The organism is Candidatus Marimicrobium litorale, from assembly GCF_026262645.1.
Taxonomy (GTDB): domain Bacteria; phylum Pseudomonadota; class Gammaproteobacteria; order Pseudomonadales; family Halieaceae; genus Marimicrobium; species Marimicrobium litorale.
The window spans coordinates 98,054-119,208 of the sequence record NZ_SHNO01000001.1 but is presented as its reverse complement, the minus strand read 5'-3'; the positions used below and the strand labels follow the sequence as shown (position 1 = coordinate 119,208).

At 57.0% G+C, this 21,155-nt stretch carries 19 protein-coding genes; 8 read left to right on the top strand and 11 right to left on the bottom strand.

The window, feature by feature from the left end:
- Nucleotides 1-2: 2 nt before the first annotated feature.
- From ispD to EYC82_RS00555, 8 genes are all read right to left on the bottom strand, one after another.
- On the bottom strand, nt 3-716 hold the full coding sequence (gene ispD, locus EYC82_RS00590) for a 2-C-methyl-D-erythritol 4-phosphate cytidylyltransferase (protein WP_279247611.1): 714 nt from the start codon (nt 714-716) through the stop codon (nt 3-5).
- Entirely contained in the window at nt 713-1,006 is a 294-nt protein-coding gene (locus EYC82_RS00585) for a septum formation initiator family protein (RefSeq protein WP_279247610.1), read from the bottom strand. Before EYC82_RS00585 ends, ispD begins: the two co-directional genes overlap by 4 nt.
- Nucleotides 1,007-1,009: 3 nt before the next feature.
- The gene (eno, locus tag EYC82_RS00580; protein WP_279247609.1) at nt 1,010-2,296 is read right to left on the bottom strand and encodes a phosphopyruvate hydratase; all 1,287 of its coding nucleotides are present in this window, start codon (nt 2,294-2,296) and stop codon (nt 1,010-1,012) included.
- Nucleotides 2,297-2,316: 20 nt separating this feature from the next.
- On the bottom strand, nt 2,317-3,168 hold the full coding sequence (kdsA, locus tag EYC82_RS00575; protein WP_279247608.1) for a 3-deoxy-8-phosphooctulonate synthase: 852 nt from the start codon (nt 3,166-3,168) through the stop codon (nt 2,317-2,319).
- A 15-nt stretch (nt 3,169-3,183) separates the two neighbouring features.
- Complete coding sequence (locus EYC82_RS00570) at nt 3,184-4,836, bottom strand: CTP synthase (RefSeq protein ID WP_279247607.1); 1,653 nt, start codon at nt 4,834-4,836, stop codon at nt 3,184-3,186.
- 115 nt (nt 4,837-4,951) lie between these two features.
- Entirely contained in the window at nt 4,952-6,280 is a 1,329-nt protein-coding gene (gene tilS, locus EYC82_RS00565; protein WP_279247606.1) for a tRNA lysidine(34) synthetase TilS, read from the bottom strand.
- Nucleotides 6,281-6,287: 7 nt separating this feature from the next.
- Nucleotides 6,288-7,235, bottom strand: a complete 948-nt coding sequence (locus tag EYC82_RS00560) for an acetyl-CoA carboxylase carboxyltransferase subunit alpha (protein WP_279247605.1) — start codon at nt 7,233-7,235, stop codon at nt 6,288-6,290.
- A gap of 89 nt (nt 7,236-7,324) precedes the next feature.
- Entirely contained in the window at nt 7,325-7,978 is a 654-nt protein-coding gene (locus EYC82_RS00555) for a class I SAM-dependent methyltransferase (RefSeq protein ID WP_279247604.1), read from the bottom strand.
- Between the two features lie 81 nt (nt 7,979-8,059).
- On the opposite strand from EYC82_RS00555, the gene EYC82_RS00550 reads away from it, so the two are divergent.
- A complete protein-coding gene (locus EYC82_RS00550) occupies nt 8,060-8,722 on the top strand; it encodes a pseudouridine synthase (protein ID WP_279247603.1) in 663 nt (220 codons plus the stop codon).
- 51 nt (nt 8,723-8,773) lie between these two features.
- Here the strand turns inward: EYC82_RS00550 and EYC82_RS00545 are convergent, their stop codons facing one another.
- Nucleotides 8,774-9,034 carry a DUF5062 family protein gene (locus tag EYC82_RS00545; RefSeq protein WP_279247602.1) on the bottom strand — a complete coding sequence of 87 codons (261 nt, stop codon included), beginning with the start codon at nt 9,032-9,034 and terminating at the stop codon, nt 8,774-8,776.
- A 31-nt stretch (nt 9,035-9,065) separates the two neighbouring features.
- Entirely contained in the window at nt 9,066-9,890 is an 825-nt protein-coding gene (locus EYC82_RS00540; RefSeq protein WP_279247601.1) for a sulfurtransferase, read from the bottom strand.
- A 540-nt stretch (nt 9,891-10,430) separates the two neighbouring features.
- On the opposite strand from EYC82_RS00540, the gene EYC82_RS00535 reads away from it, so the two are divergent.
- From EYC82_RS00535 to EYC82_RS00510, 6 genes are all read left to right on the top strand, one after another.
- The gene (locus EYC82_RS00535) at nt 10,431-11,045 is read left to right on the top strand and encodes a thermonuclease family protein (protein WP_279247600.1); all 615 of its coding nucleotides are present in this window, start codon (nt 10,431-10,433) and stop codon (nt 11,043-11,045) included.
- A gap of 109 nt (nt 11,046-11,154) precedes the next feature.
- Nucleotides 11,155-11,454, top strand: coding sequence for a putative quinol monooxygenase (locus EYC82_RS00530; protein ID WP_279247599.1), 300 nt, complete (start codon nt 11,155-11,157; stop codon nt 11,452-11,454).
- Between the two features lie 7 nt (nt 11,455-11,461).
- Entirely contained in the window at nt 11,462-13,201 is a 1,740-nt protein-coding gene (locus EYC82_RS00525; RefSeq protein ID WP_279247598.1) for a DcaP family trimeric outer membrane transporter, read from the top strand.
- A gap of 201 nt (nt 13,202-13,402) precedes the next feature.
- Nucleotides 13,403-14,728 carry a 30S ribosomal protein S12 methylthiotransferase RimO gene (gene rimO / locus EYC82_RS00520; RefSeq protein WP_279247597.1) on the top strand — a complete coding sequence of 442 codons (1,326 nt, stop codon included), beginning with the start codon at nt 13,403-13,405 and terminating at the stop codon, nt 14,726-14,728.
- Nucleotides 14,729-14,735: 7 nt separating this feature from the next.
- Nucleotides 14,736-15,443, top strand: coding sequence for a 16S rRNA (uracil(1498)-N(3))-methyltransferase (locus tag EYC82_RS00515; RefSeq protein WP_279247596.1), 708 nt, complete (start codon nt 14,736-14,738; stop codon nt 15,441-15,443).
- A gap of 261 nt (nt 15,444-15,704) precedes the next feature.
- Complete coding sequence (locus EYC82_RS00510; protein WP_279247595.1) at nt 15,705-18,266, top strand: TonB-dependent receptor; 2,562 nt, start codon at nt 15,705-15,707, stop codon at nt 18,264-18,266.
- A gap of 103 nt (nt 18,267-18,369) precedes the next feature.
- Here the strand turns inward: EYC82_RS00510 and msrA are convergent, their stop codons facing one another.
- The gene (msrA, locus tag EYC82_RS00505; RefSeq protein WP_279247594.1) at nt 18,370-19,023 is read right to left on the bottom strand and encodes a peptide-methionine (S)-S-oxide reductase MsrA; all 654 of its coding nucleotides are present in this window, start codon (nt 19,021-19,023) and stop codon (nt 18,370-18,372) included.
- A 65-nt stretch (nt 19,024-19,088) separates the two neighbouring features.
- On the opposite strand from msrA, the gene EYC82_RS00500 reads away from it, so the two are divergent.
- Entirely contained in the window at nt 19,089-21,101 is a 2,013-nt protein-coding gene (locus EYC82_RS00500; protein WP_279247593.1) for an alkaline phosphatase D family protein, read from the top strand.
- Nucleotides 21,102-21,155 lie beyond the last annotated feature (54 nt).

Here is a 21,155-nt window from a genome sequence, read left to right as displayed (position 1 = left end):
AATCATAGCGCCTGCCCCTTTCGGTGTTGCAGATACCAGGCGGCCTGGGGCAGATCCGCCGGCACAGTGACTTTTAGATTACACCCGGTGGCCGCTACTAACTGCACCGGATGGCCCGCCATTTCCATAGCGGACGCCTCGTCCGTGATATCAGAACGCGCACCAATTGCATGCGCCAATGCCTCGCGCAATTCACCAAGTCGGAACATCTGTGGTGTCTGGGCCCGCCATAGACCGCTTCGATCCAATGTAGCCTGCACCCGACCGTCTGCGGAGGCCTGTTTAACCGTATCGACCATGCGTTCAGCCAATATCCCACCCGTACCGGAGTCGATGACCCTATCAATTAATGCTGTGAGATCCGCCGCGCTGAGACAGGGTCGTGCTGCATCATGAACGAGAACCCAGTCCCCGGATTGCGCTACCGGGGCCAGATCCTGCAGCGCAGCCAACACCGAGCCGCTGCGCTCCTGCGCCCCTTGCACCGACCGCACGCGATCATCCGCCATGAGCGGACACAGCGCCGCGCGCTCATCACCAGAATCCAGCGCCACAACGACGCCCCGGATTCTCGGCTCGCGCAACAGGGCCTGCAGACTGTGCTCAAAAATAGTTGCACCCGCTACCTCAAGGTATTGCTTGGGCACCTCGCTGCCCATGCGGCTGCCGGTGCCGGCGGCAGGCAACACAGCCCAGCATTGCCCGGCATCACTCACCGTGCAGATTCCGAGGATTGCTTGTCTGTCACCTGGTAATAGGTCTCGTCTTTACGAATCAAGCCGAGCTGCTCTCGAGCGCGCTGTTCCAGGCCCTCGTTACCGGTTTGCAGCTCCAGCACCTCCCGTTCGAGCTCTGAATTGCGTTCGCTGAGTTGCGCGTTGATAAGGGTCTGCTCCTCTACCTGTAATTCGAGGCGATGCTTTTCAGCGAGACTGCCCTCACCAAACCACAGGCGATACTGCACCACTCCCAGCAATAGCACTAAGACGAGCAGCAGGCCGCGCATGCGCTACCGGGAGAACTCCGCCAGACCGCGATAAGGCGCCCGGTCGGAGAGCTCGGCCTCGATACGCAGCAGGCGGTTGTACTTGGCCACCCGATCGGAGCGGCACAGGGAACCCGTCTTGATTTGGCCCGCCGCGGTGGCAACGGCGAGGTCGGCAATGGTGGTGTCCTCCGTTTCACCGCTGCGATGAGAAATCACTGCGGTGTATCCCGCGGCCTTGGCCATCGCAATCGCATCCAGTGTTTCGGACAGACTGCCAATCTGATTGAACTTGATCAGGATGGAGTTGCCAACGCCCCTGTCGATGCCCTCCTTGAGTATTTTTGTATTGGTAACAAACAGGTCATCGCCCACCAATTGCACCTTGTCGCCAATCTTGTCCGTCAACAGCTTCCAACCCTCCCAATCGGACTCATCTAGACCGTCCTCAATAGAAATAATGGGGTGCTTTTCCGCAAGATCCGCCAGGTAGTCTGCGAATTCGGCACTGCTGAATTGCTTTCCTTCGCCGGACAGGTCGTACACGCCATTCCGGTAAAATTCCGATGCAGCACAGTCCAGCGCGAGTGTCACGTCAGTGCCCAGCGAATAGCCCGCATTGCCCACGGCCTCTGCGATCGCTTCCAGAGCGGCCTCATTGGAGGGCAGGTTGGGTGCGAAGCCGCCTTCATCGCCGACGGCAGTGCTCAGACCACGAGAAGAAAGCACCTGCTTCAGCTGGTGAAAAATTTCGGCGCCTGTTCGCAGGGCCTCGCTAAAACTACCCGCGGATACGGGCTGCACCATGAACTCCTGAATATCGACATTATTATCGGCATGTTCGCCCCCATTGAGGATATTCATCATGGGCACCGGCATGCTAAACCCCGAGGTGCCATTGATATCCGCTATGTGCTGATAAAGGGGTATACCGCGTGACTGCGCCGCCGCCTTTGCCGCAGCCAGCGACACCGCGAGAATCGCATTGGCACCGAAGTTGGCCTTGTTGTCAGTGCCGTCAGCGGCAATCATGGCCACATCAAGCTCACGCTGGGCCGCACCATCACTGCCCATTAGTAGGTCACGGATCGGGCCATTTATATGCCCGACAGCCTTCAAAACGCCCTTGCCGAGATAGCGAGTGCTGTCGCCATCACGCAGTTCCAGCGCCTCCCGGGAGCCGGTAGACGCACCAGAGGGCGCGCAGGCGCTGCCTGTCTCACCAGATTCCAGAGTTACTTCCGCCATCACCGTAGGATTGCCGCGAGAATCCATTACTTCAAAGGCCTGAATATTGGTAATCGCCGTCATGCGTTCAAACTCCGTTAATTCTAATCAATCTGCAGTGCAGGCAGCGACTTGACCAGGTCGTCGACAGCCTTCACCTGCTGTAAAAAAGGTTCCAGTTGATCCAGCGGCAGGGCACTGGGTCCGTCACAAAGCGCCTTATCCGGATTGGGATGGGCCTCCAGAAACAAACCCGCGAGACCTACCGCCATGCCCGAGCGCGCCAAATCTACCACCTGGGAACGGCGACCCCCGGACGCCTCTCCGCCGGAGTCCCGACACTGCAAAGCGTGGGTGACATCGAAAATGATCGGTGCGTTATTACAGCTCACCTTCATCATTCCGAAGCCCAGCATATCGACCACCAGATTATCGTAACCAAAGTTGGTGCCACGCTCGCAGAGCATCACTCGCTGATTGCCGCACTCGTCGAACTTGTCGACGATATTGGCCATCTGGGTCGGGCTGAGAAATTGGGGCTTCTTGATATTGATCACCGCTCCGGTAGACGCCATGACTTTGACCAGATCAGTCTGTCGCGCGAGGAAAGCGGGCAGCTGTATTATACCGCACACCTCCGCCGCCGGCGCGGCCTGTTCTGGCGTATGCACATCGGTGATTACATCGACATTAAAGGCAGACTTTACTTCCGCGAGTATTTTTAGCCCCTCGTCGAGCCCTGGTCCGCGAAAAGAATGTATCGAAGAGCGGTTGGCCTTGTCGAAAGAGGCCTTAAACACCCAGGGAATGCCCAGCCTTGCGCACACCCCCGCGTAATGTTCTGCAACCCGCAGGGCGAAATCCCGGCTTTCCAGCACATTGACACCACCAAGCAGTACAAAAGGCGCTCCATTATCGAAACGCACGTCACCGAGAGATATGCTTTGCTCGTTCACAGCATGTACCTTGTATTAACTGGCCTGATTGAGCGTCTGCTCACTGGCATGGGCGATCGCCGCCTCGATATAGCTGGTGAACAGCGGGTGTCCACCCCGGGGACGAGATGTAAATTCCGGATGGAACTGGCAAGCAATAAACCAGGGGTGCCTGGGCAGCTCGATCATTTCTACCAGAGAGTGATCAGCCGACCAGCCCGCGATGCGCATGCCGGCATCGCGCAGCTGATCAACATAATTATTATTGATTTCGTAGCGGTGTCGGTGCCGCTCCTGCACAGTCTCTTTCGCATAGATTTCACGCGCCAGGGAACCGGCCTCAAGGTGACACAACTGCGCGCCAAGCCGCATTGTCCCGCCTTTGTCGGAATCTTCATCACGTCGCTCCGCCGTACCGTCGGATGTCATCCACTCGGTGATCAGCGCCACGATGGGATGGTCTGTTTTCGCGTTCATCTCGGTTGAATCGGCACCCTCCAGACCACAGACATTGCGAGCATATTCCACAAGTGCCACGTGCATGCCGAGGCAAATACCCAGAAAAGGAATGTTGTTTTCTCGCGCGAAGCGAACGGCTGTAATCTTGCCTTCGACTCCGCGATCGCCGAAACCGCCAGGCACCAGAATAGCGTTCATTCCCGCCAGTGCCGCGGTACCGTTCCGCTCTATATCCTCCGCATCAAAGTACTCGATAGAGACATCGGTAGTGGTCTGCAAACCGGCATGACCCAAGGCCTCATTCAGGGACTTATAGGCATCCTGTAAATCGACGTATTTTCCGACCATCGCCACTTTGACCTGACCGCGGCTGGGACCGAATTCCCGCGCCAACACGTCGTCCCAGTCCGAGAGATCAGCCCGCTCCTTGCAATTTAGACCGAAACGCTCAACCACAAAACTGTCAAGGCCAAAGTTTTGCAGCATACCGGGAATCCGATAAATTGAATCTACATCCAACAGGGGCACGACTGCGCGCTCCTCAACGTTGGTAAACAACGAGATCTTTTTCCGTGCACTCTCCTCGATCTCTACAGCGCAGCGGCACAGCAAGATATCCGGCTGCAAACCGATAGAACGCAGCTCCTTTACAGAGTGCTGGGTTGGCTTGGTCTTGATCTCTCCCGCGGTGGCTATATAAGGTACTAGCGTCAGATGCATCAGCAAAGCCCGACTGGAACCCAGCTCCACTTTCAGCTGCCGCGCGGCCTCCAGGAAAGGCAATCCTTCTATGTCGCCGACCGTGCCGCCGATTTCCACCACCGCCACGTCGGCATCACCAGCGCCCAGTAACACCCGTCGCTTGATCTCATCCGTAACATGGGGAATAACCTGTACCGTACCGCCGAGGTAATCGCCCCTGCGCTCCTTGCGCAGCACCTCGTTATAGACCCTGCCCGTAGTGAAGTTGTTATTCTGCGACATCACGATGTGGGTAAAACGCTCGTAGTGCCCAAGATCGAGGTCAGTCTCTGCGCCGTCCTCCGTCACGAACACTTCGCCGTGCTGAAAAGGACTCATGGTTCCGGGATCTACATTGATATAAGGGTCCAGCTTCAGCAGCGTTACCTTGAGGCCCCGTGCTTCAAGCACGGTCGCCATGGAGGCTGCGGCAATGCCCTTGCCCAGAGATGATACAACCCCACCTGTGACGAAAATATAACGCGTCATAATCACCTACGTATGCTGTATTGCGGGCAAGAAAGCAGTGCGTTAGCGACCCGAAGGTGCTTACGCCCTTATGGTAAAAGATGGGAAATTAGGTTAACAGAAAGGCCCGTGCAGCTCAATCGGAAGAAGCTGTTACCGGGCGCCGCCAGCGCATTTGCCAGAGAGGTTCACCCCCTGCCGCACTCTCCCGGTAGCGCGAGGACAAGCACAACGCGAAATCGCCGACGGCGAGCAGCTCCTCGTCGCGGTACAGTAAAGGCACTCGGTCTCGCCACCAGTGCGGAATGCGCGCATCCTGCAGAACGCGCTTGAGTGACCGCGTTCCCTCTCTCCGGCATAGACGGCACTGCTCCCCACCTGCGCGCCAGCCAAGATTCAACCGCTCACCTGGCACGACAAAAAGCCCCTCGCCGGCAGCGGGCTCCAAACTAACTGTCCCTACACCAGGCACCTCGCAAGGTTCACCCGGCACTAACGCTATCGGCTGCGTTGGCGCTGAAACGCCAAAGCCGGGTACCCGGTAGACGGCATCGCCGAAGCAGGCCAGAACATAATCGCCGCAATCCAGGCGCGGGTGCGCATCCTGTGCTTTTTCGGACAATTGCCGCAGGAATTCCTGCAACTGCGACTGATCTGGTGCCTGCAAGCCCTGGGCACGCAACCAGGCGCGTATGCACCGGGCTGGCCCCTGCCCCATTTCCTGCAGCTCGGCCAACCCGATCCCGGGATCCCCGAGGGCACTGAATACGGTTGTTGGCGCATCGGGCAAGAGCGCCGCCACTGCCTGCATATGACCCGCGGCACGAGCAACGGATGTGCGGTATGCCGGCCAGCGCTCAGACAGCAGGGGCAGCACCTGTTGCCGCAGGAAACTGCGATCAGCAGCACCACTGTTGGAGGGATCCGTCACAAACGCCAGATTGTGCCGGCAGGCGTAAGCCTCGATATTTTCTCGACTAACGCCCAGCAGGGGGCGGCAAAGCTGACCCGCGCCCAGTTGACGCTGCCGTGGCATCCCGGCGAGACCTTCAACGCCCGCGCCTCGCATCAAGCGCAGGAAGAAAGTCTCAACCTGGTCATCGAGGTGATGAGCAAGGAACAACACGTCACCCGGCTGCAGATTGGCCGAGAACACGCCGTAACGCGCCTCCCTCGCATTCGCCTCGCTGCCGCGTGCCGGCACCTGAACCGAGCAAGTGATCAGGGGTACCTCCAGCACATCACAGACCTCGGCACAATGCTGCTGCCAGCCATCCGCTTCACACTGCAAACCATGGTTTACATGCAGTGCAGCCAGCGCAGGGGCGCCCGGGTGCAGCGTGCACCAGTGCTTCAGGAGGTGCAGCAGCACCGTGGAATCGACACCGCCGCTGTAGCCAACGAGCCAGCGTGGCGCCTCGGACAGCTCAGAAAGCGCGATATCAAGTTCACTTGAGTGAATCAAACCCGGCTCAATTGCCGTAGGACATCAACCGCTGGAAACGCTTCGCCAGCAGGTCTTCCTGCGGCAGGCCCTGCAGGATGTCCAGCTGGGTCAGCAGGTGATCCTTTATGCGCTGGGCCATCAGGTCGGGATCCCGATGAGCACCCCCCAAGGGCTCCTCAATCGTGGCATCGACAATGCCCAGCTCCTGCAACGTTGTGGATGTGACTCCCATGGCTTCGGCTGCCTCCGCAGCGTGCTCGGTGTCCTTCCAGATAATATTGGCGCAGCCCTCCGGAGAGATCACAAAGTACGTGGAGTACTGCAGCATAACGAGGTGATCACCCACACCGATGCCCAGTGCACCGCCAGAGCTTCCCTCACCGATCACAATGCAGATGATAGGCGTCGCAAGACGAGACATTACCGCAAGGTTCTGGGCGATAGACTCACTGATGCCCCTCTCCTCAGAATCAATACCGGGATAGGCTCCGGGTGTATCGATCAATGTAATAACAGGCATCTTGTAACGCTCGGCCATTTCCATCAGGCGCATGGCCTTGCGGTAACCCTCCGGCTTGGGCATACCAAAATTACGGTAAACCTTGTCTTTTACGGCACGGCCTTTTTCCTGGCCGATTACCATGACGGGCTGGTCGTCGATGCGTGCCAAGCCGCCCACAATGGCCTTGTCATCACCGAAATGTCGATCTCCATGTAACTCGTCAAACTCAGTGAAAATCCGCTCGATGTAGTCGAGGGTATAGGGGCGCCTTGGGTGACGCGCCACTTTGACAATATCCCACGCACTCAGATTGGAGTAAATTTTCTCCGTCAGCCGGGTGCTTTTGTTGCGCAGGGTCTCAATCTCGGAGCCGATGTTGATTTCGTTGTCCGAGCCAACCAAGCGCAACTCCTCTATCTTGACTTCCAGCTCGGCAATAGGCTGCTCAAAGTCGAGGTAATTCGGATTCATACGGAGGTTCCGGCCGGGTTAGCGTGGCAAACAGTGTACAAAATTACGCGGCTGCAGACCATACAGGGATTGGCGTGAAATACCCCGAACTAGTGGGATAAATACACACGCACCTCGCGAAACTCTGGCGATTCGTCCAGGTCAGGCACGGTAAGACTGACTTGCCGGGCTATCTCGGAATAGGCCGGATAGTTAAAACTCTGCAAACGGGAATCCGCCACCAGCACCTCATCAGCACGCCGCAGAAAACGCGTGAGCCATGGCAGGTTTTCCCTGTCATACAAGACATCTGCAGCGGTGATCAGCTCTATCGGACCAGCCAGCGAATCGAAGTCAGATGCCAACTGCACCCGGACCCCGTTTAGCGCTGCGTTGCGCTCGGTCACCGCCAGTGCGAACGGGTCATGATCACAGGCGATAACCTCGCCGGCACCGGCGAGGGCGGCCGCAATGGAGACAACCCCGCTGCCACAGCCAAAATCAAGCACTCGCCTGTCTGCTACGCGCTCGGGGTGACGCAGTAGGTGCGCGCCCAGCACCTGGCCCGAAGCCCAGCAGAATGTCCAGTAAAGTGGGTTATCCATCACACGCTGCACCGTTGATGCCGCCAGCGCCTCCTGCGGGTAGTCGGCATTTAACAGATAAAGACAGATTTCCGGACAGCCAGGCAGCACTGTAGGTTCGAGACGAGCGCCGGGAATAATGCCAGCCAAATGTCGCTGCAAATTTCGCAATGCGGTCATAAGCCGGTTTTAAGCAATGAGTAGGAGCGGTAGTATAGCGCCCGAGCCGGCTGACGCCTCAACTGCCGCGGAGAGACTTTCTTGCAACCGTCAGAGCCCTACCTTGTACCTCATAGCTCCGAGGCAATCGACATTCTCTACGCCGACCGGGACCTGTTGCTGGTGCGCAAGCCGGACTTGCTGCTGACCATTCCAGGGCGCCATCCAAAAAACAAAGACTGCCTTATCGCGCGCCTGCGACAGGATTACCCCTCTGCCAGTATCGTGCATCGGCTAGATCTCGACACCTCGGGCATCATGGTCATTCCCTTGAACAAACCGACCCATGGACACATCAGCAGGCAATTCCAGCAGCGCACCGTAAAGAAGGACTACCACGCCATCGTGTTCGGTGCTGTCAGGCAGGACGGGGGAGAAATCGATCTGCCAATCGCGCCGGACTGGTCCAATAGACCGCGACAGAAAATCTGCCACGAGCGGGGCAAACAGGCACTCACTCGATTCGAAGTGCTGGAGCGCATGGACCATGGTACCCGTCTGCTGCTGAAACCGGTCACCGGCCGCTCCCACCAACTGCGTATTCATCTGGCGCAACTGGGACACCCGATCCTCGGCTGCGACCTCTACGCCCACGACCAGGCCTTGGGCATGGCAGATCGACTGATGCTGCACGCCAGCTCGCTGGAATTTGAGCACCCTGCCAGCGGCAAGCTGATGAAAGGCTGTTGCCCTCCTGGTTTTTGAGCCACGTCGTTCGCACCGCCTGTCCGGGAACGCGCAGCACAAGGCAGTAAATTACTGCAATAAGGCGTGGCCCTCCGGCAACTGTCGCGACATCCACAGTGCCAGCTTGTGCTTCATAAGAGGCTCAGTTTCCTGACCTTTTGCCAGCGGCTGAATCAGTTTGTCATGCACCAGTAAACGGTAGAGGTAGGTAATCTTGTCTTTTTGGGAATCCACCGTATCGAACTCCCCTACGCCCCGCTTTTTTGCGTAGACGGCGCCCACCTTCAATGCGTGAGCCACCAGCTCTGCCTCGTGCTTGAGTTTACTCAACGGAATCTCCTCTGAATTTTCAGCGACACGCCTATGGCGACCCAGCGTCAGACAGGTAACTGCACCAATCACTCCAGCTACCGGCATAGAGTAACGCGTCGTGCCGGCCCAGCACAGCCAGCGAAAAAAGGTTCACGCAAGCAGTCACGCCTGAGCCGCAATAGACGAGAAGGTTCTCTGCGTCCAGCATGTCGCCCCAATGGGCCCGCTGGTGATCCAAATCGAGCAGCCGGCCACAATCGTCCGTGACGGCCTGCCAAGGTCTGTTGCGCGCGCCAGGAATATGCCCGGCCACAGGATCGATGGGCTCTTCCTCGCCGCAGTACCGTGCAGGTTCCCGGGAATCAATGAGCAGGGCACCGTACCCCTGCGCTGTCCGCACACCTGCAATGTCGCAACTTTGCGCAAACCCGCTGATCTGTTCTACAGGGGCCGCAACCGCAACAGATTCAAGCGTGACGACTTCCCCACCTGCCTGTAAATACGCCTGGTAGCCACCATTGAGCAGGCGGGGTGGCCGGTAGCCAGCCGCACGCATCAGCCACCACAGACGGCAGGCAAACGCCTGCCGGGAATCATCATAGGCAACAACGGCGGTCTCCCGAGTGACTCCGGCGCGCGCCAGCCGTGCGGCAAATGTCGCCGGATCGGGCAAAGGATGGCGTCCACCATGCTGCGCCACGTTTCCCGAGAGGTCACGTTCAAGATTCAGATAGTGCGCGCCCGGGACGTGGCCCTGGCGGTAGAGACCTTCTCCCGCATCGGGATCCCCGAGGATAAAACGGCAATCAAATACCACGCATTCAACACCGGCAATCAACGCCTGTGGCTCTATGACAAACTGCGCCATTGACATTGCGCTAAATCTCCTCGGGGCCGACGTGACAGCTCTTATCGACAGCAAAGTAGCTGGCAGTCAGTACCCTATCACAGGCCGGGGCCGATCAGCGCTGTGCACCATCAGTCACCGCGCGCATTCCGGCTTACCGTGTGTTCGGCTGTTCGGCTGTTCGGCTGTTCGGCTGTTCGGCTGTTCGGCTGTTCGGCTGTTCGGCTGTTCGGCTGTTCGGCTGTTCGCAGATTACACTGCAGTGGCGCGAGCTCCATACGTCTAAGATCAGTCTCTGCAATGGCTGCACATATTACGAGGCCGGATCGCGCCGACTCTGCACCGAGCTTGCTCATTTGCACCGACTTTAGCCCTCTGGCACTCTCCACTTCGGGTCATACCGCCAAGTCAAACCTGTCGCGCGAAGACCGATCGTGGTAGCTTGCTCTCGGCCCTGTTGCTTACCAACAGACTATTCCCTGCCCTAACGTGTCGATTGCCTTGACCAGAAAACGAAAGCACACCGGTAAACAGACTGTCCGCCGTTCCCGACGCGGCGTGGTCACTATGCTCATCCTGGCTGTCGGTTTCAGCGCACTGCAGTATCAGGAAAACGGCAGCGTCAGCTGGCCATCCGACCTGCTGCGCTACGTCGAGACTCACCTCACACGGCAGCTGTCCGACCCGGACAAGGTCTGGCGCAAAGCAGCGGACCTCGCCGAAACGCTGGGCGCCAACCGGGAGGGCCTGCCGCCGCCAGCATTCGATATCCGCGGCCGGGTTGTCAGAGTGGCCGACGGCGACACAGTCTCCGTGCTGGATGGAAACAATAAGCAACACAAGGTACGTCTCTTTGGTATTGACACACCGGAGCGAGACCAACCCCACGGAAGTTTAGCGGGAGCCGCACTGGCAGACCTGGTAGACGGAAAACACGTCGGTGTCGTGGTCGTGGAAACGGACAGTTACGGACGCAAGGTGGGGACACTCTACCGAGGTTCTACCAATATCAACCGGGCCATGGTGACGGCCGGCCATGCCTGGTGGTATGCCTACTATGCCCCCGATGAACACCCACTGCGCGTAGCGCAGGATCAGGCGCGCGCACAGAGTCGCGGCCTTTGGGCACAACCGGACCCCGTCCCGCCCTGGGACTGGCGCAGGCGGCAACGACAGCGCTAGCGACCGCACGCTGATTGTTCTCTGGCTCTGCTGGGAAAGCTAAGGGGATTGCGGTACATTAACCCGTAGTGACATTCGCCTCAATAACTTATCGAACAGGGAGCCTGAGATGGTTGTAGTCAACGCCATTGTGAGCACGTCAGCGGACGACATCAGTGCATTGAAAGACGCCATCGGCGTGATGGAAAAAGCCAGTCGTCAGGAGGACGGATGCCTCGACTACACATTCAGCGTTGAGGTGTCTGACCCGAATACACTGCGAATCACCGAAAAGTGGGAAACCGTTGAGGCACTCCAGGCACACATGGCAACGCCTCATATGGCAGAATTCCAGGGCGCCATTGGCGCACACCCGCCCAAGGCGATGGATGTAAAATTCTACGGTGCCGAGGAGATTCAGCCCTTCTGACAAAGCTATGCCAAGCGCCGATTACAGAAAAAAGCCCATAACGGTTAAAGGTGCCTGTATCGCTGCCCTGCTGCTCACGTCGGCGTCTATTGCCAGGGCAGACACTTCGTCAGTTACTGCCGAGGTGCAGGTCGCAGGCAATGCAGGGGGCTCCGCCACCGCAGTTACCCCGGCAGCGGATTCAGCCAAGCAGGACACCCCAATTGCAATCAGCGACCTGATCGTTCTTTTCCAACGACAGGCGGACGAACTGGTCGCCCAGCGGGAACTGCTGGAAGCTCAGGCTCGACAAATCGCCGCGCTCAGCGAAGAGGTGCAGACCCTGCGCTCGGCTCCCGCAATGGTCACCCGCGATGAGGCGAAAACGACCATCGCTGCACATCAACGCCAACTGGAGAGCCAGCGGCAACAAATTGCGACGCTTGTTAACGAACTGGACCTGCTTCAGGAGTCCCCTCCCATCGAGGAAGACAGCACACTGCGGGTAGCTGCCAACACCGAGGAGGAAAAACCGGTCGACCCGGGCCTCGACGGAACAACCGCGACAGAGACCCAAAAAGAACTCAAAGACCGAAAGCGCGCCGAAAAAACCGGCACCGAGGTCGCCCAGGCACAGGCGGACGACCCTACACGAGACCTGCTTGCAGACTTCACCGGCGCTTGGCGCCTTCCCGGCACCAGTGCAGCGCTGCGCATCGGCGGCTATGTGAAAACATCAGCGGTATACAATAACGACGCCCTTGCAATAAACGATAGATTTATCGTGGGGTCTATCCCGGTGGGTGTTGCAAAGGAAAGCACCGACGAAGCGCAAAGCAGCGTCACAGCCGACCAGTCGCGCATTAATTTCGACCTCCGACAGCCCACCGAATACGGCATCATGCGCGCTTTTATCGAGGGTGACTTTGCCGGCGAAGATGAGACCTTCCGCCTGCGGCACGCCTTTGGCCAGTGGGCACGGGTTGTCACCGGTAAAACCTGGTCGACTTTCATGGACCCGGACGCCTCCCCCGAGGAAATCGACTTCGAGGGTCTCAACGGTCGTATCAACGTGCGACAGGCACAACTGCGCTTTATGCCCCGATTTGGTGAGCAGTATGAATTACAGCTTGCTCTGGAGGACCCCGACCCGAGAATTCAGAACGGCTCCGGTGTCACGCGCAAACCGGATCTGATCGTGGCGGGACGAATCGATCTTTACAATCTGCATACTAAACTGTCACTACTTGGGCGCGAAATACGCGGCCAAACCGTAACCTCTACCAGTAAATCCAACACAGAGAGTGAAGTCCGCACAGAGTATGCCTGGGGGGTGTCACTCAGCGGCAACATCGCTACGCCCTACTTCGATGACAGGGATAAGCTGTTGTTTCAAATAAATACCGGGAACGGCATCGGGCGCTATGTGAATGATCTGTCCAGCATCGGAAACTACGACGGCATCTTCAACGAAGAAAACAAGCTCGAACTGTTCTATGTTACAGCGGGGTATGTGTCCTGGCAGCACTGGTGGGGCATTAACCAGTTGCGCTCTAACTTTACCTTCGGCGCGGTGGAGGTGGACAATCCGGACTTTGTTGATAGTGAAGCCTACAAACGGACCTTGCGCTTCTCTGCAAATCTGATCTGGTCACCTATTCCCCGTATTGACCTAGGCGGCGAATACCTTTGGGGCCAGCGGGAGAACCAAGATGACGAAGAAGGGACTGCAACCCAATTCCAAATAATGGCAAGGTACCGATTCTAAACCCGCTCGGGCCCAGATTAGCGAGCGAACGAAAAGCTCGGACTCGGGGGCAGCGCTGTGATCTGCGCTTTTGACGATTGGCACTGATTCTCACCGCTGCATCGGGTATCATCCTCGCCCTTCAGCGGGCCTACAACATTAGCAAGGCACCACGCTGAGCAACGCGGGACAGACTCAACCCGAACCGTCACTGGGCTCATTATGAATAAAACCGAACAAAAACGTGTCGGCTTCGTCAGCCTGGGTTGCCCCAAGGCTCTGGTTGACTCGGAGCGTATCCTCACGCAACTCAAGACCGACGGCTACGACATCGTCCCTACCTATGAAAACGCCGATGTCGTAGTCGTCAATACCTGTGGCTTTATCGACAGTGCCAAGCAGGAATCGCTGGAGGCCATTGGAGAGGCTATTAGCGAGAACGGGCGGGTCATTGTCACGGGGTGCATGGGCAAAGGCGACGATGCGAACACGATAAAAAAACTGCATCCCAAGGTGCTTAACGTATCAGGCCCGGCGGCTTATGAGGAAGTGGTGGGCGCAGTGCATCAATGGGCGCCTCAAAGCCAAGACTACAAACCCTTTATTGATCTTGTGCCGCCACAGGGTATCAAGCTGACCCCGCGACACTATGCCTATTTGAAAATTTCCGAGGGTTGCAATCATCGCTGCAGTTTTTGCATCATTCCGGATATGCGTGGAGACCTCGTGAGCAGACCCATCGGGGATGTTATGGATGAAGCGGAACGCCTCGTTCGCGCAGGCGTGCGTGAACTGCTAGTGATTTCTCAGGACACCAGTGCCTATGGTGTCGATACCCAATACCGCACCGGATTCTGGAATGGTCGTCCGCTGAAAACCCGCATGCAAGAACTGTGCGAAGTGCTAGGAGAGTTGGGTGTATGGGTTCGCCTGCACTATGTCTACCCTTACCCACATGTAGACAAGCTCATACCGCTTATGGCCGAGGGTAAAATACTCCCCTATCTGGACGTACCCCTGCAGCATGGCAGCCCCGCTATCCTCAAGCAGATGCAACGGCCCGCCGCGGCAGAAAAAGCACTGAAACGCATTGAAACATGGCGTGACATTTGCCCTGACATCACGTTGCGCAGCACCTTTATCGTTGGCTTTCCCGGTGAGACAGAAGATGATTTTGAAATACTGCTGGATTTTGTGCGCGCAGCACAACTGGATCGTGTCGGCTGTTTCCGTTATTCGCCTGTGAAGGGAGCACGGGCTAATCTACTTGCTGGCCATGTTGCTGAAGAAATCAAGCAAGAGCGCTGGGACCGTTTTATGGCACTACAGCAACAGATCAGCGCCGCCAAATTGCAGAACAAGATTGGCAAAACCATTGAAATTTTAATCGATGAGACCGATGCCTCGGGCGCGGTGGGCCGCTCCAGCGCCGATGCGCCGGAGATTGATGGTAAGGTTTACCTACCCGGGGTCAATGGGCTCTCTCCGGGAGACCTTGTAGAAGCCGAAGTCACCGCCACCGATGAATATGACCTGTGGGTGGGTTGAGGGCAGCTTGAATTTACTCCTGTTCTGCAACGATGATCGACTGGACGCAAACAAAATCGTAATTCAAGGCCGTCGTCTCGAACACCTTCAAAAAGTGCACCGTGCACATGCTGGCGACACGCTACGCGTGGGCGAGATCGGCGGTTTGACCGGGGAGGGGAAGCTTCTGAATATCACAGCAGACCGCGCAACTCTGGCCATCTCACTGCAACACTCGCCACCAGAAAAATTGCCCCTGCGCCTTATTGTCGCCCTTCCCCGACCTAAAATGTTGCGCCGCATCCTGCGCACTGTAGCCGAGATCGGCGTGGCCGAACTGCACCTGATAAACAGCTACCGCGTAGAAAAAAGCTATTGGCAAAGCCCGGTGCTGAACAGTGAGACCATGCGGGAGCTCCTGCTGCAGGGACTGGAACAATCACGCGACACCATACTGCCTCTGGTGCATTGCCATCCACGTTTTAAACCCTTTGTCGAGGATACCCTGCCCGCGCTGATAACTGGCGAAAGGGCGTTACTGGCACATCCAGGCAATACCCCCCCCTGCCCTCGACATATCGAAAAGCAGACCTCACTGATCGTTGGCCCAGAGGGCGGCTTTATTCCATACGAGGTGACCAGCTTAAGCAATGCAGGCTGCGAAGTCGTCTCTCTGGGACCACGCATCTTGCGCGTGGAGAATGCCATCAACTATCTGATTGGTAGGCTATTTTAAATCAGCAGGGGCAACCCGGAGTCGTCTGCAGGCGGCCGTAAGATAGCCAATGCAAAAATCTAAACCCCGGGTTTGTTTTATCACAGGTACAGGAAGAAACCCGGGTTGGGTATAGCTTTCGATAGCGCATGGTGCTAGTTTTTCCTCTAGCGAGGATCCGACGTCGGAGCACGCTCACAATAGAATAATGAGCTCTACATCGTTGATGACAGCGAGCAGGACACCCCTGGTCCAATCGCGCTGAATCTTGAGAGGTACAAAATGTCCACAAAAAACACCACTATCGCATTTCAGCTGTCAGCCATAATCGCCGCCGGCACGGCAGGTTTTGCCCCCAGCATTGCACTAGGCCAGTCGGTCCTGGAAGAAGTTGTTGTCACCGCGCGGAAACGTGAGGAGTCGCTGCAGGAGACACCCGTGGCGATATCTGCATTCAACAATCAAACTTTGGAGGAGCTGGGGTTAAACAATATTACCGACCTGACCCGAGTCGTCCCCAACGTTGATATGTATGCCGGTAATGGCACCACCGGCGCCGGGAACGTGTTTATTCGTGGCGTTGGTGCGCGCAATACGGGCGTCAACTTCGATTCTGGCGTTGGCATCTACGTTGACGGTGTGTATGTCCCCCGTGCGGATGGTGCGATCCTGGACAATGTCGACATTCAATCTATTCAGGTGTTGCGCGGGCCTCAGGGCACCCTATTCGGCAAAAATACCACCGGCGGCGCTATCCTCTATGCCACCAACAAACCCAATGAGGAATTTGGCGGGCACGTAGAAGGCCGGGTCGGCAACTACAATCAAATGGATGGCAAGGGCACCCTCAATATTCCCATCATCGGCGACACTCTGATGTCGCGCTTCTCAGTTTTTAGCACCAACCGCGACGGTTACGTCAAAAGCAAGATTCCAGATGGCTTGCCCGCACAGGCCACCGGCAACTACCCCGGATTTACCGACGGAGAGGATTACAACGATGTTGAGCGCTACGGTGGCCAGGCCCAGTTGCGTTGGGTAGCCAGCGACACTCTGCTTCTCGACCTGAACTACAACTACGCCAAAACCGATCAGAAATCCCGCGGCCAGAACTGTGAGGTCGTTGAAGGCATTGAGGGTGCCGGCTGGCAGGCTGCTCTGCAGGACCCATTTATTATCGAGCCATCGACCGGGCAGACCATCAAGGATTGGTGCCGGGATAACCAGCGTCTCGGAAAAGACAAGATCATGACCAACCTGACACCCAACAAGTATCAAGCCGAAGTCAACACGCTGGCGCTCACTGTCGACTGGGAGGTCGGTGACTACGGCACGTTCAAAAGCATCTCGTCCGCGCGCAATACCGAGGGCGGCGAAGTCAATGAGCTCGATGCAATCAGCATAGCATTGCTGGGAAGGACCAACTACAAATGGAATAGCACCGAAAAACGCAATACTGACAGCTACAGTCAGGAGTTCCAATTTGCAGGTACCGCGTTTGAGGACAAACTGGACTACGTGGTGGGCACCTTCGGGTTCCATGAAGAAACCGATAAAGGCACAGCCGCCTCGCCATCTGGCCCCTTCTTTGGATCGCTTGGTGATCCGAACCTCGCTTTTTACCAGAACGCCACGACAGAGCTTTTGACCAAGAACTCGTCGCTGTCTTTTTATAGCCAGGCAGACTGGAATTTTAATGAGTACTGGCGCTTAACGCTCGGCGCGCGATACACCTGGGAGGAGAAAAAACTCACGCGCAGATTTCGACCTGTTGACGTTTCCACGCTGGCCAAGACAGGAGATGCTGGCGTATCTGCAATCAATGAAACGTTTTTTGAATTCCCCAGCGGCCCGGATAGCTTCAACCCCGATCACGGTTTTGCCTACGCTACGGGACCCGATGGTCAGCCAGATCCACTGGGCAATCAGACGCAGAAATACGATGATTCCAAGGTCACCCCCATGGCGAGTATCCAGCGCAATTTTGACGCCATAGGATTCATGGATTCCGGAACATTGTACTTTACCATCGCTAACGGCTACCTCTCAGGAGGCATTACTGACACGACCAATGTCGCGACCAACTTGATAGAGAACTACGATCCAGAAGAGGTCTGGAACTATGAAATCGGCTTCAAAATGGAAGCATGGGACAACAAACTGCGGTTGAACTCTGCCCTGTTCTATAACGACTACGAGGATCGCCAGTTGACCACCGTGAGGATTAATCCGGAAACGGGTCGCATTGCTGGAGCTCTGATCAATGCGGAATCATCCTGGATTGCAGGCGTTGAGTTCGAAGCTATCGTGCTTCCGGTGGAGAACTTGCAGATTACGGCAAACGTCACCTTTAACGATAGTGATATCGATAAGTATGAGGACGAACGTATCTTTGCGGCTGTAGATGGTGCTCCGGTCCCGGACGGATGCACCAACATCCCGGTCGGTCTCAGTACTGTGAACAGCTGCCCGGTTGATCGCTCAGATGAGGACCTGCCGCGACTGCCTGACAGTATTTATTTCCTTGCAGTGCAGTACACTTTCGCAACTGAATATGGCGACGTAGTACCCATGGTGTCGTGGTCATACCGCACGAACCTTGACAACTGCTTCGACGTGTCCAGCTGTCAGTCGGGCATTTACAAGGTCAACCAGGAAGACGTCACCGCTCGTTTGACCTGGACATCACCTGAGATGAACTGGCGTGTAACCGCCTATGGCAACAATCTCACTGATGACCGCTATGTAGAGGGAGGCACACCCTTGGTTGACGTGACCGAAACGGCGGGCACCATTTATAACACGCCACGGACTTACGGTATCGAAGCTGCCTATACCTGGTAAGACGACACAATTAAAAAGGCCGGTCTGACAATGTCAGTCCGGCCTTTTTTTTAGCCTACCACATTCAGGCAGCCGCATCGTTCATCCATTGACCTGTCGTACTTTACGCTCCGTCAGTAGCGGAACAGCTCACCCCTGTGCCACCGAGGCCACAATAGCCTCCGGGGTTTTTTGCCAGATATTGCTGATGATAGTCTTCCGCATAGTAAAATTCGGCGGCTGGAATAATCTCCGTCGTAATCATCCCAAAGCCTGCCTCTTGCAACATTAACTGGTAGGCGTCTCGGGATACCGTTGCCGCTGACACCTGCGTTTCGTCAGAGGTATAAATACCCGAACGATACTGCGTGCCCATATCATTGCCCTGACGCATACCCTGCGTGGGGTCGTGGCCCTCCCAGAACAGTTTCAGCAGCTCTTCGTAAGCCACCTTCGCAGGATCGAACACCACTAACACCACCTCGTTGTGGCCTGTGTACCCGCCACACACCTCCTGATAGGACGGGTTGGGCGTCAGACCCGCAGCGTACCCGGCGGCCGTGGTGAAGACGCCTTCCACTGGCCAAAATTTGCGCTCTACTCCCCAGAAGCAACCCATGCCGAATATGGCCTGCTCCAGATGCGCAGGAAAGGGGCCGCGCAGCGGATTTCCATTAACAAAGTGAGCTTCCGACACCGGCATCGACTCCGGCCTGCCGGGCAGGGCCGTATCGGGCGAGGGCATCGCGTGTTTTTTTCGTAAATCAAAGAGGCTCATAGGTTCCCAGTATAGCGATAAATTCGCTACAGTACGCAATCATCATCGAATAACTGTAATACGCCATGACACTGAACCGCCGACACATGCTAAAGCTGCTCGCCAGCAGCACGTTTTTTTTATCCGTGGGCGCACGGGCCTCGAACCATCCCGCTACAGGCGTTAACCTCCATCGGCTGGCTTTTCCCCAGGGGGTCGCCTCCGGCGACCCACAACCGGACGGTATCATGCTGTGGACAAGGGCGCAGCCGCAGGGTGACACTGGCTCGCCTGTAAACCTATTACTGCAGCTCAGCACCGATAAAACATTCACCGAGACGCCCCTCATGGAGGAGGTGCTGCAGGCCAAACCCGAGACCGACTTTACTGTGCGAGCCTACGTCGATGGTCTCTCCCCGGGGAAACACTACTACTATCGCTTTCTCGGGGCTGAGGGCAGCGCCTCCCGCGTCGGGCGGACACGCACAGCACCCGACCCCGATGACGCGACGCCGGTCAACTTTGGCTTTACCAGCTGCCAAAATTTTGAACAGGCCTTTTACGGCGGATGGGCGCGCATGCTGGAGGACGATCGAGCTCTGCCCGAGGGACAACGTCTGCAGTTCATATTACACCTTGGCGATTTTATCTACGAACGCTGCTGGCACACTCGCATCGACGGCAGCCCGCAGTCGCGCACTCTGCCCCCGTTCCCGGACGGGGTGACCACGGATGAAAACCGCTATGCCATATCGCTCGCCGATTACCGCCACCTTTACCGCACCTATCTCGACGATCCACACCTACAGGATGCGCGCGCCAACTGGCCGTTTATCTGCACGTGGGACGACCACGAGTTCGCCAATAACGCCTTTCAGGCCTACTCAACCTATGCGGATAAGGCCCTGCTCGAACCCCGGCGTAAACAGGACGCCAATCAGGCCTGGTTCGAGTACATACCCACAGTGCTGTCAGAGCTAAAGGGACAGCCTGCATACGATTTCATACCAGAAGACGTGAGCACGGGTGACAACAGTCAGCGCAATGCGGCTGCGGTCGACAGTCTGTGTATTTATCGCAAACTCAATTGGGGCAAACACGTCGACATCCTGCTTACCGACGGCCGCAGCTACCGCAGCCCCGCATGCCTCCCCACGGGCCTCAGCAAGTCCCTTGGACTGCCGATGGATACGGTAAAGCTGGTTGCCCTTGCCGATGAAGGCGCTGCCTACAATGGCGGCAATCCCCCCGCGACTCTGCCCTATGGCGACGGCAACACAGCCAATGCCGCTCGCGACCGGGCTCCGGGCAGTATGCTGGGGCGACAGCAGCGAGAGTGGCTGCTGGACACGCTAGCCGGCTCGACGGCCACCTGGAAGCTGTGGGGCAACGCCATGCCCCTGATTCCGATGCGACTGGATACCTCTTCGCTACCCTTCCTGGATTATGAGGACTCGATTATCAATATCGATGGATGGGCGGGATACCCCCACGAGCAAATGATCCTGATGGATCAAGTTGAGGCGCGCGGTATTAGCGGAATCGTTTCATTTTCTGGCGATCACCACCTGCATGCCGCCGGCACGATAAACCGCTCGGCCAGCGAGCCCAATACTCCGCCCGTCGCGGTTGATTTCACCATTGGAGGGATTGCCTCATCACCTGTTTTCAGCGATATTGTCGAAGCTGCCCGAGGTGACCATGGGGAATTCTCTCGTCTGGTGTACCGTGAAGACGGGCAGGAGCTGGAACCGGTCTGGCATATCACCATGCTGCAGGGCGTTCTGGCTGGTATGACGTACAGCCGCAGCAGTTCTCAGGCGCTGGCGCGCTGGCTGGGTCCAAACCCCGCCAACACGGGTCTGCAGTACATGGACACCACCACCAACGGCTACGGACTGGCGCGTATGGATGCTAAAGCCGTCACGGTAGTCTACAAGGCGCTGGAAGACTGCACGAGGGACTTCGAGACCCCCCCTGCCATTCGGTATACTGCCCGCTTCGAACTGCCCGCCTGGACAGGCGACGACGCCCCCGAGCTCACTGGGCCCATCTTCACGGGCGAGGCCCCCTTCCCCTTTGCCAGCAAAGAGAACTGAATCGCATAACACGGGTGCTACTGGAGAATTAACATGAACGGGGCATATCCCACA

What these genes read in the sequence shown, in the direction of transcription:
- EYC82_RS00530 (WP_279247599.1), top strand. Translation starts at nt 11,155, where the DNA reads ATGGTTGTAGTCAACGCCATTGTGAGCACGTCAGCGGACGACATCAGT.
- EYC82_RS00535 (WP_279247600.1), top strand. Translation starts at nt 10,431, where the DNA reads ATGCTCATCCTGGCTGTCGGTTTCAGCGCACTGCAGTATCAGGAAAAC.
- EYC82_RS00570 (WP_279247607.1), bottom strand. Translation starts at nt 4,836, where the DNA reads ATGACGCGTTATATTTTCGTCACAGGTGGGGTTGTATCATCTCTGGGC.
- EYC82_RS00540 (WP_279247601.1), bottom strand. Translation starts at nt 9,890, where the DNA reads ATGTCAATGGCGCAGTTTGTCATAGAGCCACAGGCGTTGATTGCCGGT.
- EYC82_RS00500 (WP_279247593.1), top strand. Translation starts at nt 19,089, where the DNA reads ATGACACTGAACCGCCGACACATGCTAAAGCTGCTCGCCAGCAGCACG.
- EYC82_RS00560 (WP_279247605.1), bottom strand. Translation starts at nt 7,235, where the DNA reads ATGAATCCGAATTACCTCGACTTTGAGCAGCCTATTGCCGAGCTGGAA.
- EYC82_RS00510 (WP_279247595.1), top strand. Translation starts at nt 15,705, where the DNA reads ATGTCCACAAAAAACACCACTATCGCATTTCAGCTGTCAGCCATAATC.
- EYC82_RS00525 (WP_279247598.1), top strand. Translation starts at nt 11,462, where the DNA reads ATGCCAAGCGCCGATTACAGAAAAAAGCCCATAACGGTTAAAGGTGCC.
- eno (WP_279247609.1), bottom strand. Translation starts at nt 2,296, where the DNA reads ATGACGGCGATTACCAATATTCAGGCCTTTGAAGTAATGGATTCTCGC.
- EYC82_RS00585 (WP_279247610.1), bottom strand. Translation starts at nt 1,006, where the DNA reads ATGCGCGGCCTGCTGCTCGTCTTAGTGCTATTGCTGGGAGTGGTGCAG.
- msrA (WP_279247594.1), bottom strand. Translation starts at nt 19,023, where the DNA reads ATGAGCCTCTTTGATTTACGAAAAAAACACGCGATGCCCTCGCCCGAT.
- EYC82_RS00555 (WP_279247604.1), bottom strand. Translation starts at nt 7,978, where the DNA reads ATGACCGCATTGCGAAATTTGCAGCGACATTTGGCTGGCATTATTCCC.
- rimO (WP_279247597.1), top strand. Translation starts at nt 13,403, where the DNA reads ATGAATAAAACCGAACAAAAACGTGTCGGCTTCGTCAGCCTGGGTTGC.